Genomic DNA, 25514 nt, shown 5'->3' with positions numbered 1-25514 from the left:
ACTGACCATTATTTGGTTCCCCTCGGCCGGGGTCCCGCACGGACCCCGGCCAGGGGAGGCCCTAGGGCTTGACGCTGATGGTTTCCAGCGCAGCCGCCGCCTGCTCACGCAACGCCGCGGACAGCGGCGCGCTTCCGGCTGCGGCCTCGGCTGCAGCCTGCCCTTCTTCACTCACCACGTACGTGCCAAAGGCCTTCACCAGGTCAACGGTCTCGGCGTCCCCGTAGGCGGTGCAGTAGATGTGGTAGGACACCAGCACCACGGGATAGGCCCCGGATGCTGCGGTGTCCCGGTCCAGGCTCATCGCCATGTCCGCTTCGGGACGTCCGCTGCCGCTGACCGGGGTGGAGGTCTCCACTGCCTTGGCCGCGGCTTCCGCACTGAACGGAACATAGTCGGCACCCACCAGGACAGCCACGGTGCCCAGGTCGCCGGCGGCCGACGCGTCCGCATAGGTGATGCCGCCCTCGGTTGCGGTCACCGCCGAGACCACTCCGCCGGTGCCGGAGGCATTTTCGCCGTTCCCAATTCCCGCCGGCCATTCCCCGGAAGCCTCGTCGGTCCAGGTCTCGGGGGCTGCCGCTGCCAGATACTCGGTGAAGTTCTTGGTGGTGCCCGATTCGTCACCGCGGTGCACCGGGGTGACGGGGGTGCCGGGCAGGTCGATGCCGGGATTGGCGGCGGTGATGGCCGGGTCGTTCCAGGCAGTAATCTCGCCACGGAAGATCTTGGCGATGGCCGCAGCGTCCAGGTTCAGCTTTTCGACGCCGGGCAGGTTGAAGGCCACTGCGATCGGAGAAATGTAGGCCGGAATGTGGAGGGCACCGTCCGGGCCGCACACCTGCGCCGCAGCGGCGGCTTCCTCCTCATCCAGGTACGCGTCGGAGCCGGCGAACTGGACGCCGCCGGCCAGCAGGGCTTCCCGTCCGGCACCGGACCCGTCCGGCGAATACTGCACGGCTGCACCGGGATGTTCCTGGGCAAAACCTGCGATCCAGGCCTGCATCGCTGAATCCTGCGAGGTGGCGCCTGCGCCGGAGAGGGTTCCGGTGAGAGCGCTGTCCGATGACGACGCGGTGCCGCCGGCCGGAGCAATGGCACTGTCGCTGCCGCAGCCGGACAAGGCGAGGGCGCCCGCTGACAGGATGGCAGCAGTGCGGACCAGGGGTAGTAGCTTCATCGTTGTGTCCCTTTCAAAGGGGTCGAGTCGCTGCAGGCGAAGGCAAGGCGGGCACCGGTTCGCCGGGACAGATCAGTTCCGTCCCTGTTCCGATGGTGGACGGGCAAGGTTAACGAAAGGTGAACAGCAGAGATAGCCGCAGGGAACTTTGGGCGGCACCCTCTGCTTCGTCACAGAGTGCGGCCGGATGCAGGGCGGCGCGCCCGGCCCCTAGACTGTTGGCATGCCCCCACGCGACCACCTTGCCCAGAGCCGGGGTTTCCTGCGGAACCGGATCCGGGTAGGCCTGCGCCGGAGCCGGAATTCGGTTTTCCCGGCGCTGCAGATGACCGTTTGTGCCGTGGGCGCCTACGCGTTTGCGGAATACATCCTGGGCCACGAGGGCCCGCTCTTCGCCGCAACCGCAGCACTGATCTCGCTCGGGTTCTCCCGCGAACCGCGTACCCGCAGGGTGCTGGAAGTGGGGATCGGCTGCACGCTGGGCATCACCATCGGCGAAATCCTGCTGCATTTCCTGGGCAACGGCCTGTGGCAGGCCGCCATCGTCCTCTTCGTTTCCGTCATGCTGGCGCGCTTTTTGGACCGCGGCGTCATTTTCACCACCCAGCTGGGCCTGCAGTCCCTGCTGGTGGTGCTGCTGCCGGCCCCCGACGGCGGCGCCTTCACCCGCAGCCTTGACGCCATTGTCGGTGGGCTGTTCGCGCTGGTGGTGACCATGCTGGCGCCCCGTGACCCCCGGCGCGAACCCCAGTCCAATGTCCGGGACCTGCTGCATGAGCTGTCAGCGGTGCTGCGCCAGTGCGCCGAGGCCGTGGCGAAAAGCGATTCCACCATCGCGTGGCACGCCTTGGTGCGGGCACGAAACACCCAGCCGCAGCTCGACGCCCTGACCCGAAGCGTCCGTGATGCCCGGGAGGTGGCCAGGATCTCCCCGGCGTACCGGCGCCATCTTGCCGAGCTGGGGGACCTGCGCGGCTCCATCGGCTACCTGGACCTGGCGGTGCGCAACAGCCGCGTCTTTGCCCGCCGCACCACGTCGGTGATCAACCACGCCGCGCTTGACGACGAGGCGATCGAACGGGTCTCGGAGGTCATCAACGACACGGCCGACGCCGTGGACATTCTGGCGCGCGCACTGGCGGGCGGGGAGTCTGGCGGAGCCCGGGAACGGCACCTGCGGCATGCCCGCAGCCAGCTCGCTGCCGTTGGATCACGGATGAATCCGCAGGCGCTTGGCGTCACCGACATCCAGGGCGACGCCCTGGTCATGCTCTTCCGGCCGCTGGTGGTGGACCTGCTGGAATCCACCGGCCTGACCCACGAGGAAGCCGTCAGCAACCTCTGCGAGGTCTAGGGGCCCTGAGCCGCAGATCACCTGGCCGCCCGCCGGCGTGCCGCAGGTCTTCGGCCTGCACCCCGGCCCGGCCGGCCCGGCCCGCGCACGGAAGTGTCACCGCCGCGGGATAGCCTGTTTTCATGGCCACCAAGACTACCCGCGCTAAAACCGCCAACTACCGCTGCGCCGAGTGCGGCTGGACCACCGCCAAGTGGGTGGGCCGCTGCGGCGAGTGCCAGGCCTGGGGCACGGTGGAAGAAGCAGCAGAGGTGATGGCCCGCACCACTGCCGCAGCCACGGTGGCCCGTCCCGCGCTGCGCATTGCCGAGGTGGATGCCACCACCGCGGCCTACCAGCCCACCGGTGTCGACGAACTGGACCGGGTGCTGGGCGGCGGGTTGGTCCCCGGAGCCGTGATCCTGCTCGCCGGGGAACCCGGCGTCGGCAAGTCCACGCTGCTGCTGGATGTGGCGGCGAAAGTCGGAAACCTGGGCCGGGACGTCCTCTACGTCACCGGCGAGGAATCCACCGCGCAGGTGAAGCTGCGCGCGCAGCGGATCGGCGCGGTCTCGGATTTCCTGTACCTGAGCGCGGAAACGGACCTCGGGCAGGCCCTGGGCCAGGTGGCCCAGGTGCAGCCGGCCCTGCTGATCGTGGACTCGGTGCAGACGCTGAGCAGCTCCGCGGTGGACGGCAGCGCCGGCGGCGTCAGCCAGGTCCGCGAGGTGGCCGCCTCGCTGATCGCCGCAGCCAAGGAACGGAACATGACCACCCTGCTGGTAGGACATGTCACCAAGGACGGCTCGATTGCCGGCCCCCGGCTGCTGGAGCACCTGGTCGATGTGGTCTGCCAGTTCGACGGCGACCGGCACTCCCGGCTGCGGCTGCTGCGCGCGGTGAAGAACCGCTATGGGCCCACCGACGAGGTGGGCTGCTTCGACCTGACCGAAGAAGGGATCGAGGGCCTGGCCGACCCGTCCGGACTGTTTGTCTCCCGGACCAAGGAACCGGTTTCGGGCACCTGCATCACCGTCACCCTCGAGGGAAAGCGTCCCCTGGTGGCCGAGGTCCAGGCCCTGCTGGCGGAAACCAGCAACGCCCAGGCCCGCCGCGCCACGAGCGGGCTGGACTCGTCCCGGGTGGCCATGCTCCTGGCGGTGCTGCAGGCCCGGGCCTCGATGAACCTGGCCAAGGACGACAGCTACGTTGCGACCGTGGGCGGGGTGAAGCTCAGCGAACCGGCAACCGACCTGGCCGTGGCATTGGCGGTCGCTTCGGCCAAAATGAACAAGCCGCTCCCGGCGCAGCTGATCGCCTTCGGTGAGGTGGGCCTCGCCGGTGAGGTCCGCCCCATCCCCGGCATCGCCCGTCGCATTCAGGAGGCAGAACGCCTGGGCTTCACCCACGCCGTCGTTCCGGCATCCCCCAACGGACCGGTGGCCGTTCCGGCCGGTTTTAAGGTCCGTGAAGTGAGCACGCTGACCGAGGCGTTGGAGCTTCTGTTCTAGGCGGAGAACCCTTCAGGCCGCGCCGGATCTGTCCGCCTGTGAAATTCGCTGCAGGCGGGTGCAGCCTGCGCCGCAACTCGGCGCCTCACACGGCACAAAAATGTCCATTGTGCCCTGCCGGACCACTACTATAGGGAAAGTGTCTGTGCAGCGCCCGCCCAGAACGCCCGTGGGCCCGACGGCCGGAAGGAAGTGACCATGGCACGCAGTCCCGAAGACGCACTGAAGGCCACGCTGGCCCGGGTAGCTCCCGGCACCGATCTCCGCGACGGCCTGGAACGCATCCTGCGCGGCCGGACCGGAGCCCTGATCGTCCTGGGTTTCGACCGCACTGTTGACTCCATCTGTTCGGGCGGCTTCGACATCGGCATCGACTTCTCCCCGACCCGCCTGCGTGAACTGGCGAAGATGGATGGTGCCATTGTCTGCGACAAGGACGCCAAGAACATCCTGCGCGCAGCCGTCCAGCTGGTTCCGGACCACACCATCGAGACCCACGAATCGGGTACCCGCCACCGCACGGCAGAGCGCGTAGCCATCGAGACCGGCTTCCCGGTCATTTCCGTCAGCCAGTCCATGCACATCATCCAGCTCTACGTCGGCGGGCTGCGGCACGTCCTGGAGGGCTCCGAGCCGCTGGCTGCCCGTGCCAACCAGGCGCTGGCCACGCTGGAACGCTACCGCGCCCGCCTGGACCAGGTCACCAATTCCCTGTCCGCGCTGGAAATCGAAGCCATGGTCACGGTGCGCGATGTTGCCGTCACCCTCCAGCGCCAGGAAATGGTCCGCCGGATCTCGGAGGAAATCTCCCAGTACATCCTGGAACTCGGCGTGGACGGCCGGCTCCTGTCGCTGCAGCTGGAGGAACTGACGTCGGGGCTGGGGCCGGGCAGCGAGATGATCGTCCGCGACTACGCGGACCTGCACGACGGCGAACGCAATGCAGAGGACCAGGTGGCGACGCTGCAGAACCTGAGCGCCTCGGACATGGTGGATCTGGGCAAGATCGCCGCCGTCGTCGGCTTCCAGCCGGGCCAGGATTCCCTCGAAGCAGTGGTGCAGCCGCGCGGCTACCGGCTGCTGAGCAACATCAAGTCAGTGCCACCGGCTGTTTCCAACCGGCTGGTGGACCACTTCGGCGGGCTGCAGAACCTCATGGCCGCCAATATCGAAGACCTGATGACGGTGGACGGGATCGGCGAGCAGCGGGCCCGCACCGTGCGCGAGGGGCTGTCCCGGATTGCCGAGACCAGCCTGCTTGACCGCTTTATGTAGCTATTCCAGTTCAAAGACCACGGGCTCGCTGGAGATCTCCCCGAGCCGGGCCGTGAACATGTAGGTGCCCGGGTTCGGGTTGCTGGGAACCTGTGCGCAGCCGGGTGCCGAGCGCAGGCGCTCCCAGCCGAATTTCGCGGTTTCCACACTGTTGGGTTCGATGGTCCTGATCAGGTCCTGGCTGGCCTGCATGCAGTCGACCGAGGAGAAAATCCGGTCCGACCCGCTGGTGACCAGAAATTCCATCTGGCTGGTGCCAACGTTGACATCGCAGGCTTCCGTGCCCGAGTTGGTGATCGTCATGGTGAGCATCGGAGATACGCCGGCCGGATAGCTGGTGGCATCGGTGGTGGCCGCCACCTGCACGGACCCTCCCGGGCACAGTTTTGGAGTTTCCGGCGCGGGTTCCTCTGCAGGAGCCTCTCCGGCCGCAGGTTTGGAAGCGGCCGGTGCCGGCGTAGCCGCCGGATCCGCAGCGCCCGCTTCCGTTCCCGGTGCCGCGCTGTCGGGGCCGGGGATGGTGGCTTCGGTCTCGGATGCGGCAGCGCTGTCGCCGCGAAGGGCGTTCACAGCCGCGGCGATACCCACGACCAGCCCGATGACGACCAGCAGCGCGAGGATGCCCGCGACAATCCGCCGCCGGCGGTAAACAGCCGGGCTGGGGCGCCCGGACGTGATTCCGGACGGGGTTTTCGGTGATCCATTGCCAACCATGCCTTAAGGCTAGGTATAGCGGTTCGGATTACGTGCCGCACCACGCCGGTTAGTAGAGTATTGCTGGTCATAACCGAGGGAGAAGGCATGGAACCGGGCCCGCAGCAGGCGGCGGAGCAGCTGCACACGGAGATCATCAGCTGGTTCACTGCCAATTCCCGCGACCTGCCGTGGCGGAAGCCCGACTGCAGCCCCTGGGGCATCTTTGTCAGCGAAATCATGCTCCAGCAGACTCCGGTTGTCCGCGTCCTGCCGGTCTGGGAGCTATGGATGCAGCGCTGGCCCACCCCCGCCGCATTGGCAGCCGAGTCAAGCGGTGAAGCGGTACGCGCCTGGGACCGCCTGGGCTATCCGCGCCGCGCCCTGCGCCTGCACGCCGCTGCCACCGCCATGACGGCCGACTTCGCCGGCCGTGTTCCGGAAACCGCCGCCGAACTCCTGAGCCTTCCGGGTGTGGGGACGTACACCGCGGCTGCCGTGGCCTCCTTTGCCTTCGGCCAGCGGGAAACGGTGGTGGACACCAACATCCGCCGGGTCCATGCCCGTGCCCTGACCGGCAAGGCGCTGCCCGCCCCTGCACTGACCGCCGCTGAAATGCGGCTGGCCGTGGCACTGCTGCCGCGGGACGATGCCGCCTCGGTCGCCTGGAATGCCTCCGTCATGGAACTGGGAGCCCTGGTCTGCACCGCGCGGAGCCCGAAGTGCGAGGTGTGTCCGGTGCGCCGGCACTGCGCCTGGGTGGCGGCGGGAAAGCCGGCTCCGGACTATGTTCCCAAGGGGCAGGCGTGGGCAGGGACGGACCGCCAGGTCCGGGGCGCCATAATGGCCGTGCTGCGGCAGGCCCGGACACCGGTGCAACGACACGCGCTGATCGGCCCGGCGGACCTCGCTGCACCCCCGGCTGACCCCATCCCGGCACCCCTGGCCAAGCTGCATGCGCTGAAGGTTCCCGCAGAACAACTCGCCCGTGCTGTTGCGGGACTGCTCGCGGACAAGCTGGCCGAAGAGCACGACGGCGGCCTGCAGCTTCCGGGCTAGCCCCGGCTCAAGTGCACCAGCCCGGCAGCATGGCGCTGGCCCGGATACCGGGCCGGGCGCCTGCCGAGCGGATCGGGGCTAAATCTCCCCGAACCCGTTCCGTACTTCCAGGGCCATCATCTCCACGGCCCGGGCGGCGTCGGGGCCCTTTGCCGTCAGGGTCAGGGTTTGTCCCTGGCCCAACCCCAGCGTCATCAGCATCATCACCGACTTGGCGTCCACACCGTTGATACGCACCTCCGCATCCAGGTCCGACATGGCCTGGGCGACCGCTGCGGCGGGGCGGGCATGCAGTCCGGCCGGGTTGATGAGCTCCCACGATCCGCTGTGCACGCCCTCGCCGCTTGGGTCCAGATCGTCGTCGTCCAGCGCGGCAGCGGTTTCCGTCCCGGCGGTGCCGGTTTCGGCGCCGGCCCCCTCGGATGCAGGTCCGCCGGCCCGGGCCGGTATTCCCCCGGCGGCCTCCGCCTCCTGCACCACTGCGGCCAGCGCGCGGCCGCTCTGCGCGGCCACGGCAGCCGCGACGGTTCCTTCCACCAGCGGCGCATCGGCCAGGCGCACCCGGGCACGCTGCTCGTCGTCCAGGAACTCGAGTGCCGTTTCGGCGGTCATGACGGCGGATCCCAGATCGGCCAGCAGCACTGCCCCTTCCCCGCTATCCGCTGCTGCGATGCCGGCGGAGATCTTCTCCAGGCTGGTCCCGATGCCGCCGTCATCGGTTCCTCCGGCGACACTGATTTTCACATCCCGCGCCATTTGTTCGGCCAGTTCACGCACGCCCTCGGCGAGCTTTTCGCTGTGGGAGACGATGACAAGTCCAACGCTCATGCGGCCTCTTCCGCTGTCCGGGCGGCCGCCTGCAGGATCAGGGCGGTGGACGCCGCTCCGGGATCCAGGTGCCCCGCGCTCCGCTCCCCCAGATAGCTTGCGCGGCCCTTGCGGGCGATCAAGGGTTCGGTGCCGGCCAGGCCCGCCGCGGCGGCGTTCGCTGCGGCCGCCAGGACCTCAGCCGGAGCGGCGTGGGCGTCCGATGCCGTTTGCGCCGCTTCCACCGCGGGTGTCCAGGCATCCACCATCGTCTTGTCTCCCGGTTCTGCCTTGCCGCGGGCCACGATACCGTCCCGGGCCGCGGCCAAAACGGCAACGACGGCGCCCGCGTCCAGCTCGGCGCTGCCGCCAGCTGCGGTGGATGCCCGCAGGAAGGCGGTGCCGTACAGCGGGCCGGCCGCCCCACCCACCTTCGACATCAGCGTCATCGCCGCGAGCTTGAACACGTCACCCGGAGTGGCGGGCGTGCCGTCGGCATCGAGTTTTTGAACCACGGCGGAAAAACCCCGGTCCATGTTTTCCCCGTGGTCGGCATCGCCGATGTCCCGGTCCAGATCGATCAGCCGCTGCCGGTTCTCCGCCATGTCAGCGGCACTGGCCCGCATCCAGCTCTCAGCCCATGCTGCATTCAGTGCCATCCTCACATCCCCCATCGCATGGCCGGGGTCAGCACCGGTGAATCCCACAGCTCGGTGAGTTCCTCGTCCAGCCGCAGCACGGTGATCGAGGCTCCCTGCATGTCCAGGGCCGTGATGTAGTTGCCTACCAGCGACCGCTGCACGCGGATGCCGCGTTGGGCCAACTGCTCCGCGGCCCTGCGGTAGACGATATACAGCTCGCTCAGCGGGGTGCCGCCCATGCCGTTGACGAACAGCAGCACGGGTTCGCCCGATGCCACCCCGAGATCGGTGAGCACGGGATCCAGCAGTTGGTCGGTGATGCTGTCCGCATCCGCCATCGGCATCCGGTGTCTACCCGGTTCACCGTGGATGCCGACCCCCAGTTCAATTTCATTGTCGGCCAGCGTGAAGCTGGGTTCCCCGGCGTGCGGCACGGTGCACGGGGCCAGGGCCACACCCATGGAACGGACATTGGCATTGACCCGTTCCGCTACCGCTGCCACCTGCTCCAGCGATCCGCCGCGCTCCGCAGCGCCGCCGGCTATGCGCTCCATCAGCACCGTGCCGGCCACCCCGCGCCGTCCGGCCGTATACAGCGAGTCCTCCACGGCGACGTCGTCGTTAACCACCACGGTGGCGACGTTGATGCCCTCGACCTGGGCCAGCTCTGCCGCTGTTTCAAAGTTCAGGATGTCGCCGGTGTAGTTCTTGACGATCAGCAGGACGCCGGCGCCGCTGTCCGCTGCGGTGATTGCCGGCAGGATCTGGTCCGGTGTCGGCGAGGTGAAGACCGCACCGGGAACGGCGGCATCCAGCATCCCGCTGCCCACGTACCCGCTGTGCAGCGGTTCGTGGCCGCTGCCTCCGCCGGACACCAGGCCGACCTTGTTCCGTGCAGGTTCCCTGCGGACCACGAAGTCGGGGTCGAAGTGGACCCGGACCAGATCGTGATGCGCCATGCCGAACCCGGCAAGGGATTCGGTAACGACCCGGCGCGGATCATTAATGAGTTTCTTCATGCTCGAGCAGCTCCTTCGGTGAAGAGGCCCGGGACGCAGCACCGGCCCGTCCGGGAAGTGTCTCTGAGATGCTCTCGACCCTACCCCCGTAACGCGCTGCTGGACAGGGGCGGGAACGGCACCGTGCCTACTTGAAGCGGAGGGTTAAACAGGAACGGGAGGGGCCAATGCCCCTCCCGTTGCAGTACTTCTGCGGACTACTTGCCCTTGAAGGCGTCCTTGATGTTCTCGCCGGCCTGCTTGGCGCTGCCCTTGGCCTGGTCGCTGTGGCCCTCGGCTTCCATGCTCTCGTTGCCGGTTGCCTTGCCCAGGCCTTCCTTGACCTTGCCGCCAAGCTTCTCGGCTGAATTCTGCACCTTGTCGTCTGCGCCCATTACGGATCCCGCTTTCTGATCATGGCCCGGACCCCGGCCTTGAAACTGCGGCCGGTTCCGGATCCCGTGTTGATGCTAAGTAACCTGACCATATCCAGGCTTGGCTGGACAAAGCCAGCAGACACGGGCCGTTACTCTGTTCGCGAACACCGCGATCGGGGATTCCGGGCCGTCCGAACCTCAAAGGGAACGGATCATCCGGGTATTTCCCAGCGTATTGGGTTTGACCCGGGCGAGGTCCAGGAACTCCGCGACGCCCTCATCGTGGGAGCGCAGCAACTCGGAATAGACCTCCGGATCAACCGCCGACTGGTTGGCCATCACCTCGAAACCGTGACGCCGGAAGAAGTCCACCTCAAAGGTGAGGCAGAAAACCCGCCGCACACCGATCTCTGCGGCATCCGCCAGCAGGGCCCGAAGCAGTAAATGCCCGACGCCGCGGCCACGCCAGGTGCCGTCCGTCGCCAGGGTCCGGACCTCGGCCAGGTCTTCCCACATCACGTGCAGCGCTCCGCAGCCCACCACTTCGCCGTCGGGCCCCTCAGCGATCCGGAACTCCTGCAGCCCCTCGTAATAGGCCACGGCCTCCTTGGCGACCAGGATCCGCTCCTCGGCCAGCGGCGCCACCAGCCTGCGGATGTGCGGAACGTCAGTAGTGCGGGCGCGGCGGACGGTAATGGCAGTGGTGGAAGTCACCGGTTCAGTCTAGGACCGCCCCCTGCCCCCGACACAAACCTGCGCTCTGCTGCCGGGCCGGAACCCGGCCGCGGGAAGAGCAGCAGGAGGTGTTCAACGCTTCGGGTAACAAGCCAGGAAAAACGAAAGACCCGGAAGGCGTAAGCCTCCCGGGTCTTTCAGGTACCGCTGGAACTTCGGCTGTTAGTCGCCGACGCCGGCTTCGATTGCCGACGGGGCTTCCTCGATGGCCTTGGGCGCACCGTGGCCGATGAACGTGAACGTGGCGTCGTCGCCTTCGCCCTCCACGTCAACGGACACCAGCTCGCCGGGCTTCAGATCCCCGAAGAGGATCTTTTCCGACAGCTGGTCCTCGATCTCGCGCTGGATGGTCCGGCGCAGCGGCCGGGCACCCATAGCGGGATCGTAGCCGCGGGTGGCCAGCAGGACCTTGGCCGCCGGGGTCAGCTCGATGGTCATGCCCTTGTCCGCCAGGCGCTTGCCCAGGCGTTCCAGGAACAGGTCAACGATCTGGACGATCTCGTCCTGCGTCAGCTGCGGGAAGACCACCGTGTCATCAACACGGTTGAGGAACTCGGGGCGGAAGTGCTGGCGCAGCTCCTCCGTGACCCTGGCCCGCATGCGGTCGTAGCCGGTCTTCGTATCCGTACCGGACTGGAAACCGGTGGACACGCTCTTGGAGATGTCCCGGGTTCCGAGGTTGGTCGTCATGATGATGATGGTGTTCTTGAAGTCCACCACCCGACCCTGGCTGTCCGTCAGGCGGCCGTCTTCGAGGATCTGCAGCAGCGAGTTGAAGAGGTCCGCGTGGGCCTTCTCCACCTCGTCGAACAGCACCACGGAGAACGGACGGCGGCGGACCTTCTCGGTCAGCTGCCCGCCTTCCTCGTAGCCAACGTAGCCCGGAGGGGCACCGAAGAGCCGGGAAACCGTGTGCTTCTCGGAGTACTCGGACATATCCAGGGTGATCAGTGCGTCTTCGTCGCCGAAGAGGAATTCCGCCAGTGCCTTGGCAAGCTCCGTCTTACCCACACCGGTGGGGCCGGCGAAGATAAAGGAACCGCCCGGACGCTTGGGGTCCTTCAGCCCGGCCCGCGTGCGGCGCATGGCCTGCGAGATGGACTTGATCGCCTGGTCCTGACCGATGACGCGCTTGTGCAGCTCGTCTTCCATCTTGAGCAGGCGCGTGGACTCTTCCTCGTTGAGCTTGACCACGGGGATGCCGGTGGAGTTGGCAAGCACCTCGGCGATGAGTTCCTCATCCACCTCGGCGATGTCGTCCAGTCCGCCGGACTTCCACTGGCGCTCCTTCTCGGCCCGCTGGTCATGGAGCTTCTGCTCCTTGTCCCGCAGGTTTGCGGCGCCTTCGAAGTCCTGGGAATCGATGGCCGATTCCTTTTCCAGCTTCAGCGCGGAGATCCGCTCGTCGATTTCCTTGAGCTCCGGCGGCGCAGTCATGCGCCGGATCCGCAGCCGGGCACCGGCCTCATCGATCAGGTCGATCGCCTTGTCAGGCAGGAACCGGTCACTGATGTAGCGCTCGGCCAGCGTGGCAGCCGACGCGAGTGCGGCATCCGTGATGGAAACGCGGTGGTGCGCTTCGTAGCGGTCCCGCAGGCCCTTCAGGATCTCAATGGAGTGCGCAACGGAAGGTTCCTTGACCTGGATCGGCTGGAAACGGCGCTCGAGGGCGGCGTCCTTCTCGATGTGCTTGCGGTACTCGTCCAGCGTGGTGGCACCGATGGTCTGCAGTTCACCGCGGGCCAGCATCGGCTTCAGGATCGAGGCTGCGTCGATGGCACCTTCGGCGGCACCGGCGCCCACCAGCGTGTGGATCTCGTCGATGAAGAGGATGATGTCGCCGCGGGTGCGGATTTCCTTGAGGACCTTCTTCAGGCGTTCCTCAAAGTCACCGCGGTACCGGGAACCGGCCACGAGCGAGCCGAGGTCCAGGGTGTAGAGCTGCTTGTCACGGATGGTCTCGGGGACGTCGCCGCGGACGATGGCCTGGGCCAGGCCCTCAACGACTGCCGTCTTGCCGACGCCGGGCTCACCGATCAGAACAGGGTTGTTCTTGGTGCGGCGGGACAGGACCTGCATGACCCGTTCCATCTCGTGCTCGCGCCCAATGACAGGGTCGAGCTTGGATTCACGTGCAGCCTGGGTCAGGTTGCGGCCAAACTGATCCAGGACCACCGAGCCTGCCGGCTGGCCTTCCTGCTGCTGGCCACCCGACGTGACGGGCTCCTTGCCCTGGTAGCCGGAAAGCAGCTGGATGACCTGCTGGCGGACCCTGTTCAGGTCTGCGCCGAGCTTGACCAGCACCTGGGCAGCAACGCCTTCACCCTCGCGGATCAGGCCGAGCAGGATGTGCTCGGTGCCAATGTAGTTATGGCCGAGCTGCAGTGCTTCCCGAAGCGAGAGTTCCAGGACCTTCTTGGCGCGGGGCGTGAAGGGGATGTGACCGGACGGGGCCTGCTGGCCCTGGCCGATGATCTCCTGCACCTGCTCGCGCACGGCACCGAGCGAGATGCTCAGCGATTCAAGGGCCTTAGCTGCGACGCCTTCACCCTCATGAATGAGCCCGAGCAGGATGTGCTCGGTGCCGATGTAGTTGTGGTTGAGCATGCGAGCCTCTTCTTGGGCAAGCACGACAACGCGACGGGCACGGTCGGTAAATCTTTCAAACATGAGGCACACTCCTAGCTAACGCGTATTTCGATGCTACGTGTCCCGCGCATGCTTAAGGAGCATGTTCGCCGTAGGCGTGAACCCCGGCCCCAAATGCAACCGGCCCGGGGGCCTGCCCTAGGCCTGGGCTGCCCGGTACGCGTCGATGATCTCGCTGTTCACGCGTCCACGCTCCGAAACGGTGTAACCGTTGTTCCGGGCCCACTCGCGGATCTGTGCTGCTTCATTGCTGCGGGTGGCGCCTGCGCTGCGGGGACGGCCCGCACGGCCGCCTACCTTGCGGCCGGCATCCACGTAGGGCTTCAGCGCCGCACGGAGGTTTTTTGCGTTGTCGGTCGACAGATCGATCTCGAACTGCGATCCATCCAGGCCGAAACGGACAGTCTCATCTGCACTTCCAGCATCGAGGTCGTCGACCAGAATGATGTTTACTTTTTGCGCCACGACAGGCTCCTAAGCAGTTAACGGAAAACAAGAATCAAACTACTAGAAGTATGACGCAAATATGAATGGTCCGTCAAAGCGTACGCAGGTAATTAATTACTTTCTTTTTCGGAAGCTTCCCTGCCGGCTTCACGGTCGGCAGCAAGATCAGCTTCGCGCTCCGCTTCAGCAAGTGCCTTCCGCTCCGAGCGGTCGACATTCAGCAGGGACTTCATCACAAAATAAAAGAGAGCTCCAACACATATTGACGGCAGCAGTACTTCAATGTATTCCATGGTGCCTAACCCATTTCCGGCTTTAGCAGGGGGAACAAAATCGTTTCCCGGACGCCTGTGTTCGTGAAGAGCATCACCAAGCGGTCAATGCCCAAGCCAATGCCACCCATGGGGGGTGCACCATATTCAAGGGCACGCAGGAAGTCCTCGTCAAGGGCCATTGCCTCCTCATCGCCGCCGGCGGCACGGAGCGACTGCTCGGTCAGCCGTTCACGCTGGATGACCGGATCAATAAGTTCCGAGAAGGCGGTTCCACGTTCCATCCCGCCGATAATCAGGTCCCAGGCCTCGATGAGGCGCGGATCGTTCCGGTTCTGGCGGGCCAGCGGCTGGGCAGAGGGCGGATAGTCATAAACGAAGGTGGGCTGGATCAGCGTCGGTTCAACGATTTCACCGAACAGCTCAACGACCAGTTTCTCGGCGTCCCATTTCGGATCGACCTTGACCTGGTGCTTTTCGGCAATGGCCGCAAGGGTGGCGCGGTCGGTGTCCGGGGTAATTTCCGTTCCGACCGCTTCAGAGAGTCCCGGGTAGACGGAAAGCCATTTCCATTCCCCGTCGAGGTTGATGGTGCCGGCCTCGGTTTCGATCTGGCGGCTTCCCACCAGGTCAGCGCAATGCAGGATGATTTCCTTCATCCGGTCGGCCATGACGAACTGGTCGGCATACGCCTCGTAGCATTCCAGCGTGGTGAATTCCGGGCTGTGCGACGAGTCGACGCCCTCGTTGCGGAAAATACGTCCCAGTTCAAAGACCCGCTCGATGCCGCCCACTACCGCGCGCTTGAGGTATAGCTCGGTGGCGATACGCAGGGTCATTTTCTGGTCAAAGGCATTCAGGTGCGTCTCGAACGGACGGGCCGCAGCGCCGCCGTGGATCAGCTGCAGGATCGGGGTTTCCACCTCCACATAACCGTGGCTGTGCAGGGTGTCGCGGACGCCGCGGATAATGGCTGCCCGCTTGTAGACCATCTCGCGGGCTTCGTCGCGGACCATCAGGTCCACGTAACGCTGCCGCACCCTGGTCTCTTCGCTGAGGCCGGCGTGCAGCACGGGCAGCGGGCGCAGGGCCTTGGAAGCCATGGACCAGGAGTCGGCCATGACCGACAGTTCCCCCCGGCGGGAGGAAATGACTTCGCCGCGGATGAAAACGTGGTCGCCGAGGTCGACAAGGGCTTTCCAGTCCGCCAGTGACTCCTCACCGACGACGGCCAGGCTGAGCATTGCCTGCACCCGGGTTCCGTTGCCTTCCTGGAGGGTGGCGAAGCACAGCTTGCCGGTGTTGCGCACAAAGACAACGCGGCCGGTGACGCCTACGGTCTCCCCGCTGGTCTCATCCGCCTGCAGGTGTCCGAACTTCTCGCGGATTTCCTTCAGCGAGTGGGTGCGCTCCACGCCCACCGGGTAGGCTTCCTCGCCCCGGGCGATGAGGCGGGCCCGCTTTTCGGCGCGGATGCGCATCTGCTCGGAGGTGTCGGCTGCTTCGGGTACGGAGTTAGATGTGGTCACGGTACTTAAGTTTACAGAGCGCGGCGGGATGGGCTTACGGCAAAGCCCCAGCAGGTTCGCGGCTTGCGCACAGGCCGCTGGGCTACGGCGTTGGGCAGGTCAGCCGGCGGCCGGATCCAGCGGCAGGTTATCGATCAGCCGCACCGGCCCCACGCGGGCCGCCAAGAGGGCCAGCGCAGGCCGGCGCAGGGGCTGGCCGTCCATAACCAGCGGCTGCAATGTCTGCGGATCCACGATGTCGAAGTAGTCAAGGTCCACGTGTGGCTCGGCCTGAACCCGCGCGACGGCGGCGGCCAGGTCCAGCGGCACTCCCGCGCGCGCCTGGTCCTGAAGGGCGAACAGGGCCTGCGGCAGCACGGTGGCGGCACGGCGGTGCTCCGCGTCCAGGAACACGTTGCGGCTGGATTCGGCCAGCCCGTCAGTGCCGCGCACCACCGGAACGCCCACGATCTCGGCCCGGAAGTCCAGGTCCATGACCATCCTGCGGATCAGTGCCAGCTGCTGGGCGTCTTTCTGCCCGAAGTAGGCACGGTACCGGGCCGGCAGGGTGGGCTGGGCGTAGTGCAGCAGTTTGGCCACCACGGTCAGCACGCCGTCAAAGTGTCCGGGCCGGAACCGGCCCTCGTAGCGGGAGCCGAGCTCACCGGAATGAATCCGGACCAGCGGCGGGCCGTCGGGGTAGACCTCGGCCTCCGACGGAGCGAAGACCAGGTCCGCCCCGGCGTCCCCGAGCAGCTTCAGGTCCGCTTCCAGGGTGCGTGGATACCGGTGCAGGTCCTCGGGATCGTTGAACTGCAGCGGATTGACGAACACGGAGGCGACGACGACGTCGTTCGCTGCCCGGGCCGCGTCCACGAGCGCCCGGTGTCCCTGGTGGAGTGCGCCCATGGTGGGTACCAGGCCCAGGCTGGGCGCCGGGTCCCCGGTGCCGCCCGCAGCCTTTGCGGCGAGGGCGTCGGTGATGGCCTCGGAAAGCCCTGCTGCGGTCCGCAGCACCCGGGGAGCGCTCACCGCGGTCCTTCGGCGTCCATGGCCAGGGCGTCGATGACGGCCTGGCCGCGGGCCTCGCTGAGCAGGCCGCGGTCGATGGCCCGGCGCGCAGTGGCCAGCGACAAGGCGCGGTAGGTTTCCGCCAGGCCGGCGCTGTCCTGGGCAGCCATTTCCTGCAGGTGCGCCGCTACCGTTCCGGCGTCTCCGCGGGCCACCGGACCGGTCAGCGCATGCTCGCCGGAGGCCAGCGCATTCTCCAGCGAGGCCCGCATCAACGGTCCCAGCAGGTGTTCGGGGTGTTCCACGCCGATGTCCTTGAGCAGTTGCGTGGACTGGGCCGTGATCGTGACCAGGTGGTTCGAAGCATGGGCCAGGGCCAGGTGGTAGTTGACCCGGTCCGACTCGTCGATGACCACCGGTTCGGCACCCATCTCCACCACCAGGGCCTGGGCGATGGGCAGCACGGCGGTGGGTGCAGTGACGCCGAAGGAACAGTCGGCAAGCCGGGTGAGGTCCAGGCTCATTCCGGTGAAGGTCATGGCCGGATGCAGGGCCAGCGGGATGGCGCCGGCGCGCCGGGCCGGTTCCAGGATGTCGGTGCCGAACCGCCCGGAGGTATGCGCCACGAGCTGCCCGGGCTGCCAGGCGTTGGTGGCCGCCAACCCGGCGACCAGCGGGCCCAGGGCGTCGTCGGGCACGGCGAGCAGCACCAGTTCGGAGCGCTCGATAATGTCGGGGATTTCCAGGATGGGCACGCCGGGCAGCAGGTTCCCGGCGCGCTCCCGGCTTTCCTCGCTGACGGCTGAGACGCCGACGACGGCGTGTTCTGCCGCGCGCAGGGCGGCGCCGAGCACCGCGCCCACCCGGCCGGCGCCGATGACGCCGATGCCGAGCCGGCCCCGGCGCCGTTTCTCTGCGGTGCTCATCTCAGCGCTGTTCATGGGGGAACTCCTTGGAAACCTGGTCTGTCGGTGGTGTCAGTAATGTCGGTGCTGCCGGTGGCGTCCCTGGAGCAGGTGCCAAAGGTGCAGCAGCGCCATCCGGTGCGGCGGAGGAGCCGCCCGGGTGTGCCCAGCGCCCGGTCCGGTCCCGGCGGCGGGCTTCACGGGCCCGGGCCGCCTGTTCTTCGAACAACGCGCGCGCGGCCGGGGCATCGATTTTGCGTACACGCGGGGCAACCGGCCCCGGGGTGGAGTGCAGCACGAGGTCGGCGGTGTCGAAGCGGCGGCGCAGCGGGCCCTGGACCAGGGCCATGGACTGGGTCCGTTCGTGCGGCACCACGGACAGTACCCGCCAGAGTGCTCCGCTGCGGATCAGCAGGGCGGTGTCAGTGAGGGCGAAACCGTTGCGGCGCCAGGCCAGGGGCGCGATGGCCCGGGCGCGGCGCGGCGTGGTGGTGAACCCGCCGGCGTCATCCCTGCCGGTAATGCCGGCGGTGAAGATCTCCTGCGGGCGGTCGGTGCCTGGCTCGGGCAGCACCAGGGCAAGCACGGCGAAGACTTCCGGCAGCGTGCCGGCCGGCAGCAGCTTGGTCCGGGCCTGCCCCTCGGAAGTGGCAGTGGCGCCGTATCCGGCCACGTTGACCGAGACCCGGTACCAGCCGGTGAGCCGCCAGAGCGGCGGTTGGGTCACGGAGACGGCCTGTACCCGGCCGGGCGGAACGGTCTGGGCGCGCGTATCCAGCAGCCCGTAGCGCACCCGGATACCATCCCGGGAGACGGAGGCGCGGAAGTTGAAGGCAGTGGAGAACTCGTTCCAGTAACCGCCGGCCGTGCCGAACAGCACCGGCAGCAGCACGGCGAGACTGACGGCCTCGCCGGTGGCGGCGGTCAGGATCAGGACCCCGGCGATTCCGGCCAGCAGGAACAGCGTGGTGCCTGAGAGCAGGGTCGCCGCGATGACGCGTCCGGCGGAGAGTTCAAGCACCGGGGTTTCCGGAGCTTCAGTGAAACCCGGTCCGCGGTTCCCGGCGGCTCCAGACGCAGTTCCGGCTCTGCCTGCCGAGTCTCCGGAGTCCCCCGGCTGCCCATCGGCGGTCGCGTCCGCCGGCCCGGGAACTGCAGGGGCAGCGCCGGAGGCGCGCTCAAGAATGGTGGCCCGGAGCCGGTGGGCATCGTCCAGCTTCAGGAACGCCAGCCGCACGGCTGACTCTCCTGCATCGGCCACTTCGAAACGCAGTTCCGCCAACCCGAAAAGCCGGGCCAGCAGCGGCTGGACTATGTCGATGGCCTGGACCCGGTCCAGCCGTGCCTGGCGCTGCTGGCGGAACACCACTCCGGAGTGGACCCGCACGTGGTGCTCGGTTACCTGGTAGCGGGTGAACCACCAGGACAGGAAAAAGCTGAAGCCAATGACCAAGAGCACGGCGATCAGGACAGCAACTGCGATGAGCAGGGTGGTGCCGTCCGCGCCGGAGGAGGGTCCGCGGTCGTCGTCGCGCGGCCCAATGACCTCCTCCACCCAGTTCCGCCCGACCACATAGGTGATGGCAGCAAGCGCGATCCAGCCGCGAACCAGGGGTGAGACAGGGTGGACGCGGGCCCAGTCCCCGCTGTTCGGGGTGCTCACAACCCGGCCAGCTGCGTTTCGCCGCGCTCGGAGAGGTGCTCGCGCAGGCGGGCGCCCTCGGCTGCCGGCAGGCCGGGCAGGGCCGCGTTGGTGCCGGGTGCGGCGGTGTGCAGTTTCAGCGAGCACAGGCCGAAGGCACGCTCCAGCGGCCCCACGGTCACGTCCACGTACTGCATGCGGCCGTACGGGACCACCAGCGTGCGTTGGAAGAAGATGCCCCGGCGCAGCAGGAAATCCTCGTTGCGTTCGGCGTAGCAGAGTGCGCGGATCTGCCGCGGCAGCAACGCTCCGCGCCAGAGGTAGGCGACGGCGACGACGGCGGGCAGCCCCCAGGCCAGCCACCCCGGTGCCGAGGCCCAGACGCCCGTGGACTTCAGGATCAGCACAATGCTGGCCAGGGCCACGGTGACCAGCGCTTCGACGGCCCAGCCGATGAGGCGGACGGTGAGGTACTTGGGTGAGACGTGCTCCCAGCTGATCCCGGCCGGGTCGATCGCTTCGCTAGGCATATTCTCCGTCTCCCGGTTCGCGGGCGCTGTTCGGGCCGCCGGTGTTGCCGCCGTTCCCATTGAAGTCATCCGGCGGCAGCCGGCAGAACCGCTGGACCAGCAGGCCGATGGAGATCATGAGGACTCCTCCGGCGATCATGGCCAGGGCAGCCCAGGTGGCGGTGTGGCCCGGGCGAAGCGCCCAGAGCGGCAGCTGGTCGAGGAAGATCCCGGCGTGCCAGCCCAGCAGCAGGGCGCCGGCGTAGGCGTTGGCCTGGGCCAGGACCAGGGTGCGGGCCGCTGCAATCGGGTCCAGCTCGCGGTCCCGGTTTCCCTGCTGCCAGCGCCGTACCCGCAGGCCCAGGAACAAGGTGGTGCCCGCGATGACCAGGACGGTCAGCAACCCGTACACACTGAGCGCCGGCGCGGGCAGGGAATTGCGGGTGGCCCAGTCGTTCACCAGCCAGCCGGCCACGCCGGCGGCGACGGCGATGAGCGCCAGCCAGCGGTATCGGATGTTCCCCACGCCGCTCAGTCTCCCTCGAAGATTTCCAGTCCAGGCAGGTCCTCGGCCCGGGCTGCGAGCTCGCTGACGGGCGTTCCGTTCAGCGTGGCACCTGGATCCATCCAGGCCCAGGGCTGCAGCACAAAGGCGCGGGTATGGGCCCGGGGATGGGGAATGGTGAGGGTTTCGTCGTCGAGCACCAGATCACCGTAGGTGATGATGTCCACGTCCAGGGTCCGCGGGCCCCAGCGCACCTCGCGTTCCCGGTGATGCGCGTTTTCCACGGCCTGGCAGTGGGCCAGCAGCTCGTGCGGGTCCAGGTCTGTCTCCACCGAGACAACGAGGTTCAGGTAGTCCGGCTGCTCCGGGCCGCCGACCGGGCGGGTCCGCACCACCGGCGATACCGCCTGCAGGCGGACGCCGGGCAGGTCTGCCAGTTCCGCCACGGCACGGGAGAGCGTGTCCCGGCTCGCACCAAGGTTGCTGCCCAGGGCCAGGATGGCGTTCACCGCGCCCGGGGCATTCACTGCCGCTCCCGGTGAATGGTTACGGCAACGTCGCCGAAGGGAACAGTGATGGGAGCCTGCGGTTTGTGTACCGTCACGTCGACGGCTCCGATGAGGGGGAACCCGGACAGGACGGCTGCGGCGATACGTTCGGCCAGGGCCTCAATCAGGTTCAGGGGTTCCCCGGCAATGATGGCTGCCACCTGCTCGGCGAGTTCGCCGTAATGCGCGGTCTGGGTCAGGTCGTCGCTGAGGCCGGCCGGCTGCAGGTCGGTGTGAAGCACCACATCAACCACGAAGGGTTGGCCGTCGCGGCGCTCGTGGTCAAAGACGCCGTGGAAGCCCTCGGCGGTGATGCCGGTCAGGGTGATGGTGTCCCGTAAACCCGTGCCCGGGGCTGCGCCGCTGCTGTCCATGGTTATCCCTTCCAGGCCGCGGTGGTTTTGACGGCGTCGACGTTGGGGCCGACATTGTGCACCCGGACGCACCAGGCGTTGGAGAATGCGGCAAGGGCGGTGACGGCCACCGTGGCGTCGTCGCGCTCGTCGGGGGCCGCGGCCTTGCCGGAGGTGGTCAGCAGCGAACCGAGGAACCGTTTCCGGGAGGCGCCGATGAGCACCCGGTGGCCCAGCCCGGCCAGGCGGTCCATCCCGCGCAGCAGGGCCCAGTTCGACTCGCCGTTCTTGGAAAAACCGAGTCCCGGATCGACGATGATCTGCTCTGCCGAGGCACCGGCAGCGTAGAAGGGCTCGCGGAGCTTGGTCAGCTCGTCCACCACGTCGTCCACCACGGAGCCGTATTCCGCGTTCGGATCGCTGCTGCGGACGGCGCCGCGGCTGTGCATCAGCACGTAGTGCACGCCGGTGCGGGCAATCAGTTCGGGCATCTGCGGATCCACATCGGCGCCGGAGACGTCGTTGATGAGCAGGGCACCGGCCGCAATGGCCTTCTCGGCCGTCGACGCGTTCATGGTATCCACGCTGACCAGAACGCCGGCCTTGACCAGTGCCTCGACGACGGGCAGGATCCGCTGCTGCTCTTCCTCTGCACTGACCCGCACCGAGTCGGGGCGGGTGGATTCGCCGCCGACGTCGATGATGTCGGCGCCGGCGTAGTGCATTTTCAGCCCGGCCTGGATGGCCTGGTCAGCCTGCTCGAACCGGCCGCCGTCGCTGAAGGAATCCGGTGTGACGTTCAGGATGCCCATCACAAGGGTGCGGTCGGACGGCAGGTCTTCAAACCGGCGCGGCGCCCGGACGGGGCGCACAAGCGGCAGCGGAGAGGTAGCTGGCCCGGTTCCGGGAGCGGCGGCGAGTGAATCCATGGGTGTGGGTCCTAACGTCCGAGGATGAGGCTCATGGCCTCAGCGCGTGTGGCGGTTTCGCGGAGCTGACCGCGCACCGCAGAGGTTACAGTCTTGGCGCCGGGCTTGCGGACCCCGCGCATCGACATGCAGAGGTGTTCGCATTCAATGACAACTATGGCACCGCGGGGGTCCAGGTTGTCCATCAGGGCGTCAACGATTTGGGTGGTCAGGCGCTCCTGCACCTGCGGGCGGCGGGCATAGACATCCACCAGCCGGGCGAGCTTGCTCAGGCCGGTGACCTTGCCGTCCTTGGACGGGATGTAGCCGATGTGGGCCGAGCCGTGGAAGGGCACCAGATGGTGTTCACAGGTGGAAAAGAACGGAATGTCCTTCACCAGGACCATCTCTTCATGCTCGATGGAGAAGGTGGTGGAGAGCAGGTCCACCGGGCTCTGGTGCAGGCCGGCAAAGATCTCGGCATAGGATTTGGCCACCCGCTTGGGGGTATCCTGCAGCCCCTCGCGGTCCGGGTCTTCGCCGATGGCGAGAAGGATCTCCCGGACGGCGTGCTCAATCCGGGCTTGATCCACTGGGGCCAGGGATACGGAGCAATCCTCCGCTGTCAGTTCATCATCGAAATCCGTCACTGCTTGATCCTACCGTGAGCACCCCGGACGCCCTGATGGCCCGGCACTTGGTGCCGGGCCATCAGGAATCTGCTGCTGCTTTGTTTTAGCTGCCGTTCTGTTTCATACCGTCGGCGCCGTCGGTGCCGTCGGTCCGTCCGGCGGTGCCGCCGGAGCCCGCATGTCCGGTTCCGCTGCCCTCGGGCTGCGGCAGGCCGTTTCCGGAGACGTCGAAGTCCTGCTGCAGGTCGGCGTCGGCAATCTGGTCCTGCGGTGCGACGGTGGAAGGATCAGGCTGGCCGTTTACTGCTGCCTCGCGGCGTTCCTTCGCGGAGACGACCGGCGGCAGGCTGTGGACCTGGCGGGTGGGCTTGGACAGCCACACCTCGCGGACGTCCCGCTTGCGCACATCGTGGAAGACCTCGGCAATCTCGGCCTGGTTCAGCGTCTCGCGTTCGAGCAGCTCCAGGGCCAGGCGGTCCAGTACGTCCCGGTTTTCGGTCAGGATCTGGTAGGCCTCGTCGTGCGCGTTGTCCAGCAGGCGCCGCACTTCCTCATCCACCACGTAGGCAACCTGGTCGGAGTAGTTGCGCTCCTGGCTCATGTCGCGGCCCAGGAACGGTTCGCCTCCGCCGCTGCCGAGCTTTACGGAACCGATCCGCTCGCTCATGCCGTACTGGGTGACCATCTTCCGGGCCGTGGAGGTGGCCTTTTCGATGTCGTTGGACGCGCCGGTGGACGGGTCGTGGAACACGATCTCCTCGGCAACCCGCCCGCCCATGGCATACGCCAGCTGGTCGAGCAGCTCGTTGCGGGTGACCGAATACTTATCGTCCTGGGGCAGCACCATGGTGTAACCCAGGGCCCGGCCGCGCGGCAGGATGGTGACCTTGGTGACCGGGTCGGTATTGCGCAGGGCCGCTGCCACCAGAGCGTGGCCGCCCTCGTGGTACGCGGTGATCTTGCGTTCGAGTTCCTTCATCACGCGGCTGCGCTTCTGCGGGCCGGCGATGACGCGGTCAATGGCCTCGTCCAGGGCGCGGTCGTCGATGAGCTGCGCGTTGGAGCGCGCGGTCAGGAGCGCCGCTTCGTTGAGCACGTTGGCCAGGTCGGCACCGGTGAAGCCGGGGGTCTTGCGGGCCACGGTCTCGAGGTCGACGCCGTCGGCCATCGGCTTGCCCTTGGCATGGACCTTGAGGATCTGCAGGCGGCCCTGCATATCCGGAGCCTCCACGCCGATCTGGCGGTCGAAGCGGCCCGGGCGCAGCAGTGCGGGGTCCAGCACGTCGGGGCGGTTGGTGGCGGCAATCAGGATGACGTTCGTGTTGCCGTCGAAGCCGTCCATCTCCACCAGGAGCTGGTTCAGCGTCTGCTCGCGCTCGTCGTTGCCGCCGCCGACGCCGGCACCGCGGTGGCGCCCGACGGCGTCGATCTCGTCGACGAAGATGATGGCCGGGGAGTTGGCCTTGGCCTGCTCGAAGAGGTCGCGGACGCGGGAGGCACCGACGCCGACGAACATCTCGACGAAGTCCGAACCGGAGATCGAGTAGAACGGCACGCCGGCCTCGCCGGCCACGGCACGCGCCAGCAGGGTCTTACCGGTGCCGGGAGGACCGTAGAGCAGCACGCCCTTGGGGATCTTTGCGCCCACTGCCTGGAACTTGGCCGGATCCTGCAGGAAGTCCTTGATTTCGTGGAGTTCCTCCACAGCCTCGTCGGCTCCGGCGACGTCAGCGAAGGTAACCTGCGGCATGTCCTTGTTGGTCAGCTTGGCCTTGGACTTGCCGAACTTCATCACCTGCGATCCGCCGCCCTGCATGCGGGACATCAGGAACCAGAAGATCACGCCGATGATGATGAACGGCAGGAACAGGCCCAGGAAGCTGGTGAACCAGTTGGTCTGCACCGGCTGGTCGGTGAAGCCTTCAGCGCCGGAGTTGTTCACGGCGTCGACAATGTCCTCGCCGCGGGCGGATCCAAAGAAGAACTGGACGTTCTCGCCCTTGTCCTGGCCGCTGCTGTCTTTGTACGGCTCCTTCAGCGTCAGGTCAACACGCTGTTCGCCGTCGTAGATTTTGGCCTGCTCCACCTTCTGGTCCTCGAGCAGCTGCAGGCCGACACTGGTGTCCACCCGGGCAGCCCCGCTCGAGGAAAGGCTGGGAAGAATGAGTACAAGAAGGGCCAGCGCCAGGACTATCCAAATGCCCGGCCCCTTGAAGAAGTTCTTAGATTTCATTCGTCGTCAGGGCCTAAGCCCCGTCCCTCCTGATCAACAACGCTGATATTGCGCGGAAATATACTTCAACTAGCTATACACCGTCACCCAATGGAACACGTCCCGAATGGGCGGATAGTTCCCTCAGGGCGTAGTTCGCCATAGTGATGCTGATCGCGGATACAGAACCGGACGGCGGCCTGCTGGCCGCCGTCCGGTGTGTCCTGCATCAGCAGGTGTTACTCGTAAACGTGCGGAGCCAGGGTGCCGATGAAATCAAGGTTGCGGTACTTCTCGGCAAAGTCGAGGCCGTAACCGACGACAAACTCATTGGGAATGTCGTAGCCGACGTATTTGACGTCGATTTCGACCTTCGCTGCGGTGGGCTTGCGGAGCAGTGTGCAGATCTCGACGCTGGCCGGGCCGCGGGACTGCAGGTTGGTACGCAGCCACGACAGGGTCAGGCCGGAATCGATGATGTCTTCGACAATCAGCACATGCTTGCCCAGCAGGTCCGTTTCCAGGTCCTTGAGGATCCGGACAACGCCCGAAGACTGAGTGCCGGAACCGTAGGAGGAAACCGCCATCCAGTCCATGGTCACGTGGCTGTGCAGCGCGCGGGACAGATCGGCCATCACCATCACGGCGCCCTTGAGCACTCCGACCAGCAGGACGTCGCGTCCGGCGTAGTCACGGTCAATCTCGGCTGCGAGTTCGTCAACCCGCGTTTGGATCTGCTCTTTGGTGTAGAGAACGTGCTTGAGGTCTGACTGGACGTCGTGTGAATCCACGAATGGCTCCCGG

General features: G+C 66.9%; 26 protein-coding genes. 4 read left to right on the top strand and 22 right to left on the bottom strand.

Translation table 11 applies throughout. The features are described from left to right. Positions 1-61: 61 nt before the first annotated feature. A complete protein-coding gene (gene pstS, locus KKR91_RS00555) occupies positions 62-1180 on the bottom strand; it encodes a phosphate ABC transporter substrate-binding protein PstS (RefSeq protein ID WP_210226990.1) in 1119 nt (372 codons plus the stop codon). 223 nt (positions 1181-1403) lie between these two features. Between pstS and KKR91_RS00550 the strand changes: the two genes are divergently transcribed. The 3 genes from KKR91_RS00550 (at position 1404) to disA (ending at position 5299) form a co-directional block, all read left to right on the top strand. Beyond that, a complete protein-coding gene (locus KKR91_RS00550; protein WP_237686129.1) occupies positions 1404-2534 on the top strand; it encodes an FUSC family protein in 1131 nt (376 codons plus the stop codon). A gap of 122 nt (positions 2535-2656) precedes the next feature. Beyond that, on the top strand, positions 2657-4024 hold the full coding sequence (gene radA / locus KKR91_RS00545; protein ID WP_210226992.1) for a DNA repair protein RadA: 1368 nt from the start codon (positions 2657-2659) through the stop codon (positions 4022-4024). Between the two features lie 198 nt (positions 4025-4222). Then, complete coding sequence (gene disA, locus KKR91_RS00540; RefSeq protein WP_210226994.1) at positions 4223-5299, top strand: DNA integrity scanning diadenylate cyclase DisA; 1077 nt, start codon at positions 4223-4225, stop codon at positions 5297-5299. On the opposite strand, the gene KKR91_RS00535 is transcribed toward disA, so the two are convergent. Further along, the gene (locus KKR91_RS00535; protein WP_210226995.1) at positions 5300-6013 is read right to left on the bottom strand and encodes a hypothetical protein; all 714 of its coding nucleotides are present in this window, start codon (positions 6011-6013) and stop codon (positions 5300-5302) included. A gap of 87 nt (positions 6014-6100) precedes the next feature. Between KKR91_RS00535 and KKR91_RS00530 the strand changes: the two genes are divergently transcribed. Continuing rightward, the gene (locus KKR91_RS00530; RefSeq protein ID WP_210226996.1) at positions 6101-7051 is read left to right on the top strand and encodes an HhH-GPD family protein; all 951 of its coding nucleotides are present in this window, start codon (positions 6101-6103) and stop codon (positions 7049-7051) included. Between the two features lie 78 nt (positions 7052-7129). On the opposite strand, the gene dhaM is transcribed toward KKR91_RS00530, so the two are convergent. The 20 genes from dhaM to hpt form a co-directional block, all read right to left on the bottom strand. Then, the gene (gene dhaM, locus KKR91_RS00525; protein WP_210226997.1) at positions 7130-7879 is read right to left on the bottom strand and encodes a dihydroxyacetone kinase phosphoryl donor subunit DhaM; all 750 of its coding nucleotides are present in this window, start codon (positions 7877-7879) and stop codon (positions 7130-7132) included. After that, positions 7876-8517 (bottom strand): dihydroxyacetone kinase subunit DhaL, encoded by a 642-nt coding sequence (gene dhaL / locus KKR91_RS00520; protein WP_210226998.1) that lies wholly within the window; start codon positions 8515-8517, stop codon positions 7876-7878. Before dhaL ends, dhaM begins: the two co-directional genes overlap by 4 nt. Positions 8518-8519: 2 nt before the next feature. Next, entirely contained in the window at positions 8520-9518 is a 999-nt protein-coding gene (dhaK, locus tag KKR91_RS00515) for a dihydroxyacetone kinase subunit DhaK (RefSeq protein WP_210227000.1), read from the bottom strand. A gap of 197 nt (positions 9519-9715) precedes the next feature. Further along, the gene (locus tag KKR91_RS00510) at positions 9716-9892 is read right to left on the bottom strand and encodes a CsbD family protein (RefSeq protein WP_210227001.1); all 177 of its coding nucleotides are present in this window, start codon (positions 9890-9892) and stop codon (positions 9716-9718) included. A gap of 180 nt (positions 9893-10072) precedes the next feature. Beyond that, positions 10073-10588 carry an amino-acid N-acetyltransferase gene (locus KKR91_RS00505; protein WP_210227002.1) on the bottom strand — a complete coding sequence of 172 codons (516 nt, stop codon included), beginning with the start codon at positions 10586-10588 and terminating at the stop codon, positions 10073-10075. A 183-nt stretch (positions 10589-10771) separates the two neighbouring features. Beyond that, positions 10772-13279, bottom strand: a complete 2508-nt coding sequence (locus KKR91_RS00500) for an ATP-dependent Clp protease ATP-binding subunit (RefSeq protein WP_210227003.1) — start codon at positions 13277-13279, stop codon at positions 10772-10774. A gap of 117 nt (positions 13280-13396) precedes the next feature. Further along, positions 13397-13723: a histone-like nucleoid-structuring protein Lsr2 gene (locus tag KKR91_RS00495; protein WP_210227004.1), complete on the bottom strand. Its 327-nt coding sequence runs from the start codon at positions 13721-13723 to the stop codon at positions 13397-13399. A gap of 92 nt (positions 13724-13815) precedes the next feature. After that, positions 13816-13998: a hypothetical protein gene (locus tag KKR91_RS00490; protein ID WP_210227006.1), complete on the bottom strand. Its 183-nt coding sequence runs from the start codon at positions 13996-13998 to the stop codon at positions 13816-13818. Positions 13999-14003: 5 nt separating this feature from the next. Next, a complete protein-coding gene (gene lysS / locus KKR91_RS00485; RefSeq protein WP_210228182.1) occupies positions 14004-15458 on the bottom strand; it encodes a lysine--tRNA ligase in 1455 nt (484 codons plus the stop codon). Positions 15459-15605: 147 nt separating this feature from the next. Then, positions 15606-16517 carry a pantoate--beta-alanine ligase gene (gene panC, locus KKR91_RS00480; protein ID WP_210227008.1) on the bottom strand — a complete coding sequence of 304 codons (912 nt, stop codon included), beginning with the start codon at positions 16515-16517 and terminating at the stop codon, positions 15606-15608. Beyond that, positions 16514-17437, bottom strand: coding sequence for a Rossmann-like and DUF2520 domain-containing protein (locus tag KKR91_RS00475; RefSeq protein WP_237686128.1), 924 nt, complete (start codon positions 17435-17437; stop codon positions 16514-16516). Before KKR91_RS00475 ends, panC begins: the two co-directional genes overlap by 4 nt. Next, positions 17424-19064, bottom strand: a complete 1641-nt coding sequence (locus KKR91_RS00470; protein WP_210227010.1) for a PH domain-containing protein — start codon at positions 19062-19064, stop codon at positions 17424-17426. Before KKR91_RS00470 ends, KKR91_RS00475 begins: the two co-directional genes overlap by 14 nt. Continuing rightward, positions 19061-19573 (bottom strand): PH domain-containing protein, encoded by a 513-nt coding sequence (locus tag KKR91_RS00465; protein ID WP_210227011.1) that lies wholly within the window; start codon positions 19571-19573, stop codon positions 19061-19063. The genes KKR91_RS00470 and KKR91_RS00465 overlap by 4 nt, the downstream gene beginning before the upstream one ends. Then, positions 19566-20078, bottom strand: coding sequence for a DUF3180 domain-containing protein (locus KKR91_RS00460; RefSeq protein ID WP_210227012.1), 513 nt, complete (start codon positions 20076-20078; stop codon positions 19566-19568). Before KKR91_RS00460 ends, KKR91_RS00465 begins: the two co-directional genes overlap by 8 nt. A gap of 5 nt (positions 20079-20083) precedes the next feature. Next, on the bottom strand, positions 20084-20584 hold the full coding sequence (gene folK / locus KKR91_RS00455) for a 2-amino-4-hydroxy-6-hydroxymethyldihydropteridine diphosphokinase (RefSeq protein ID WP_210227013.1): 501 nt from the start codon (positions 20582-20584) through the stop codon (positions 20084-20086). Next, positions 20581-20979: a dihydroneopterin aldolase gene (gene folB / locus KKR91_RS00450; protein ID WP_210227015.1), complete on the bottom strand. Its 399-nt coding sequence runs from the start codon at positions 20977-20979 to the stop codon at positions 20581-20583. The genes folK and folB overlap by 4 nt, the downstream gene beginning before the upstream one ends. A 2-nt stretch (positions 20980-20981) precedes the next feature. Continuing rightward, positions 20982-21887 carry a dihydropteroate synthase gene (gene folP, locus KKR91_RS00445; RefSeq protein ID WP_210227016.1) on the bottom strand — a complete coding sequence of 302 codons (906 nt, stop codon included), beginning with the start codon at positions 21885-21887 and terminating at the stop codon, positions 20982-20984. Positions 21888-21898: 11 nt separating this feature from the next. Then, positions 21899-22516: a GTP cyclohydrolase I FolE gene (gene folE / locus KKR91_RS00440; protein WP_237687436.1), complete on the bottom strand. Its 618-nt coding sequence runs from the start codon at positions 22514-22516 to the stop codon at positions 21899-21901. 85 nt (positions 22517-22601) lie between these two features. Continuing rightward, positions 22602-24731 carry an ATP-dependent zinc metalloprotease FtsH gene (ftsH, locus tag KKR91_RS00435; protein WP_210227017.1) on the bottom strand — a complete coding sequence of 710 codons (2130 nt, stop codon included), beginning with the start codon at positions 24729-24731 and terminating at the stop codon, positions 22602-22604. 218 nt (positions 24732-24949) lie between these two features. After that, positions 24950-25501, bottom strand: coding sequence for a hypoxanthine phosphoribosyltransferase (gene hpt, locus KKR91_RS00430; RefSeq protein ID WP_210227018.1), 552 nt, complete (start codon positions 25499-25501; stop codon positions 24950-24952). Positions 25502-25514 lie beyond the last annotated feature (13 nt).

The sequence above is a fragment of the Arthrobacter jiangjiafuii genome (assembly GCF_018622995.1).
Classification (GTDB): Bacteria; Actinomycetota; Actinomycetes; order Actinomycetales; family Micrococcaceae; genus Arthrobacter_B; species Arthrobacter_B jiangjiafuii.
The sequence above is the reverse complement of the archived record's forward strand: the minus strand, read 5'-3'. Positions and strand labels throughout refer to the sequence as shown.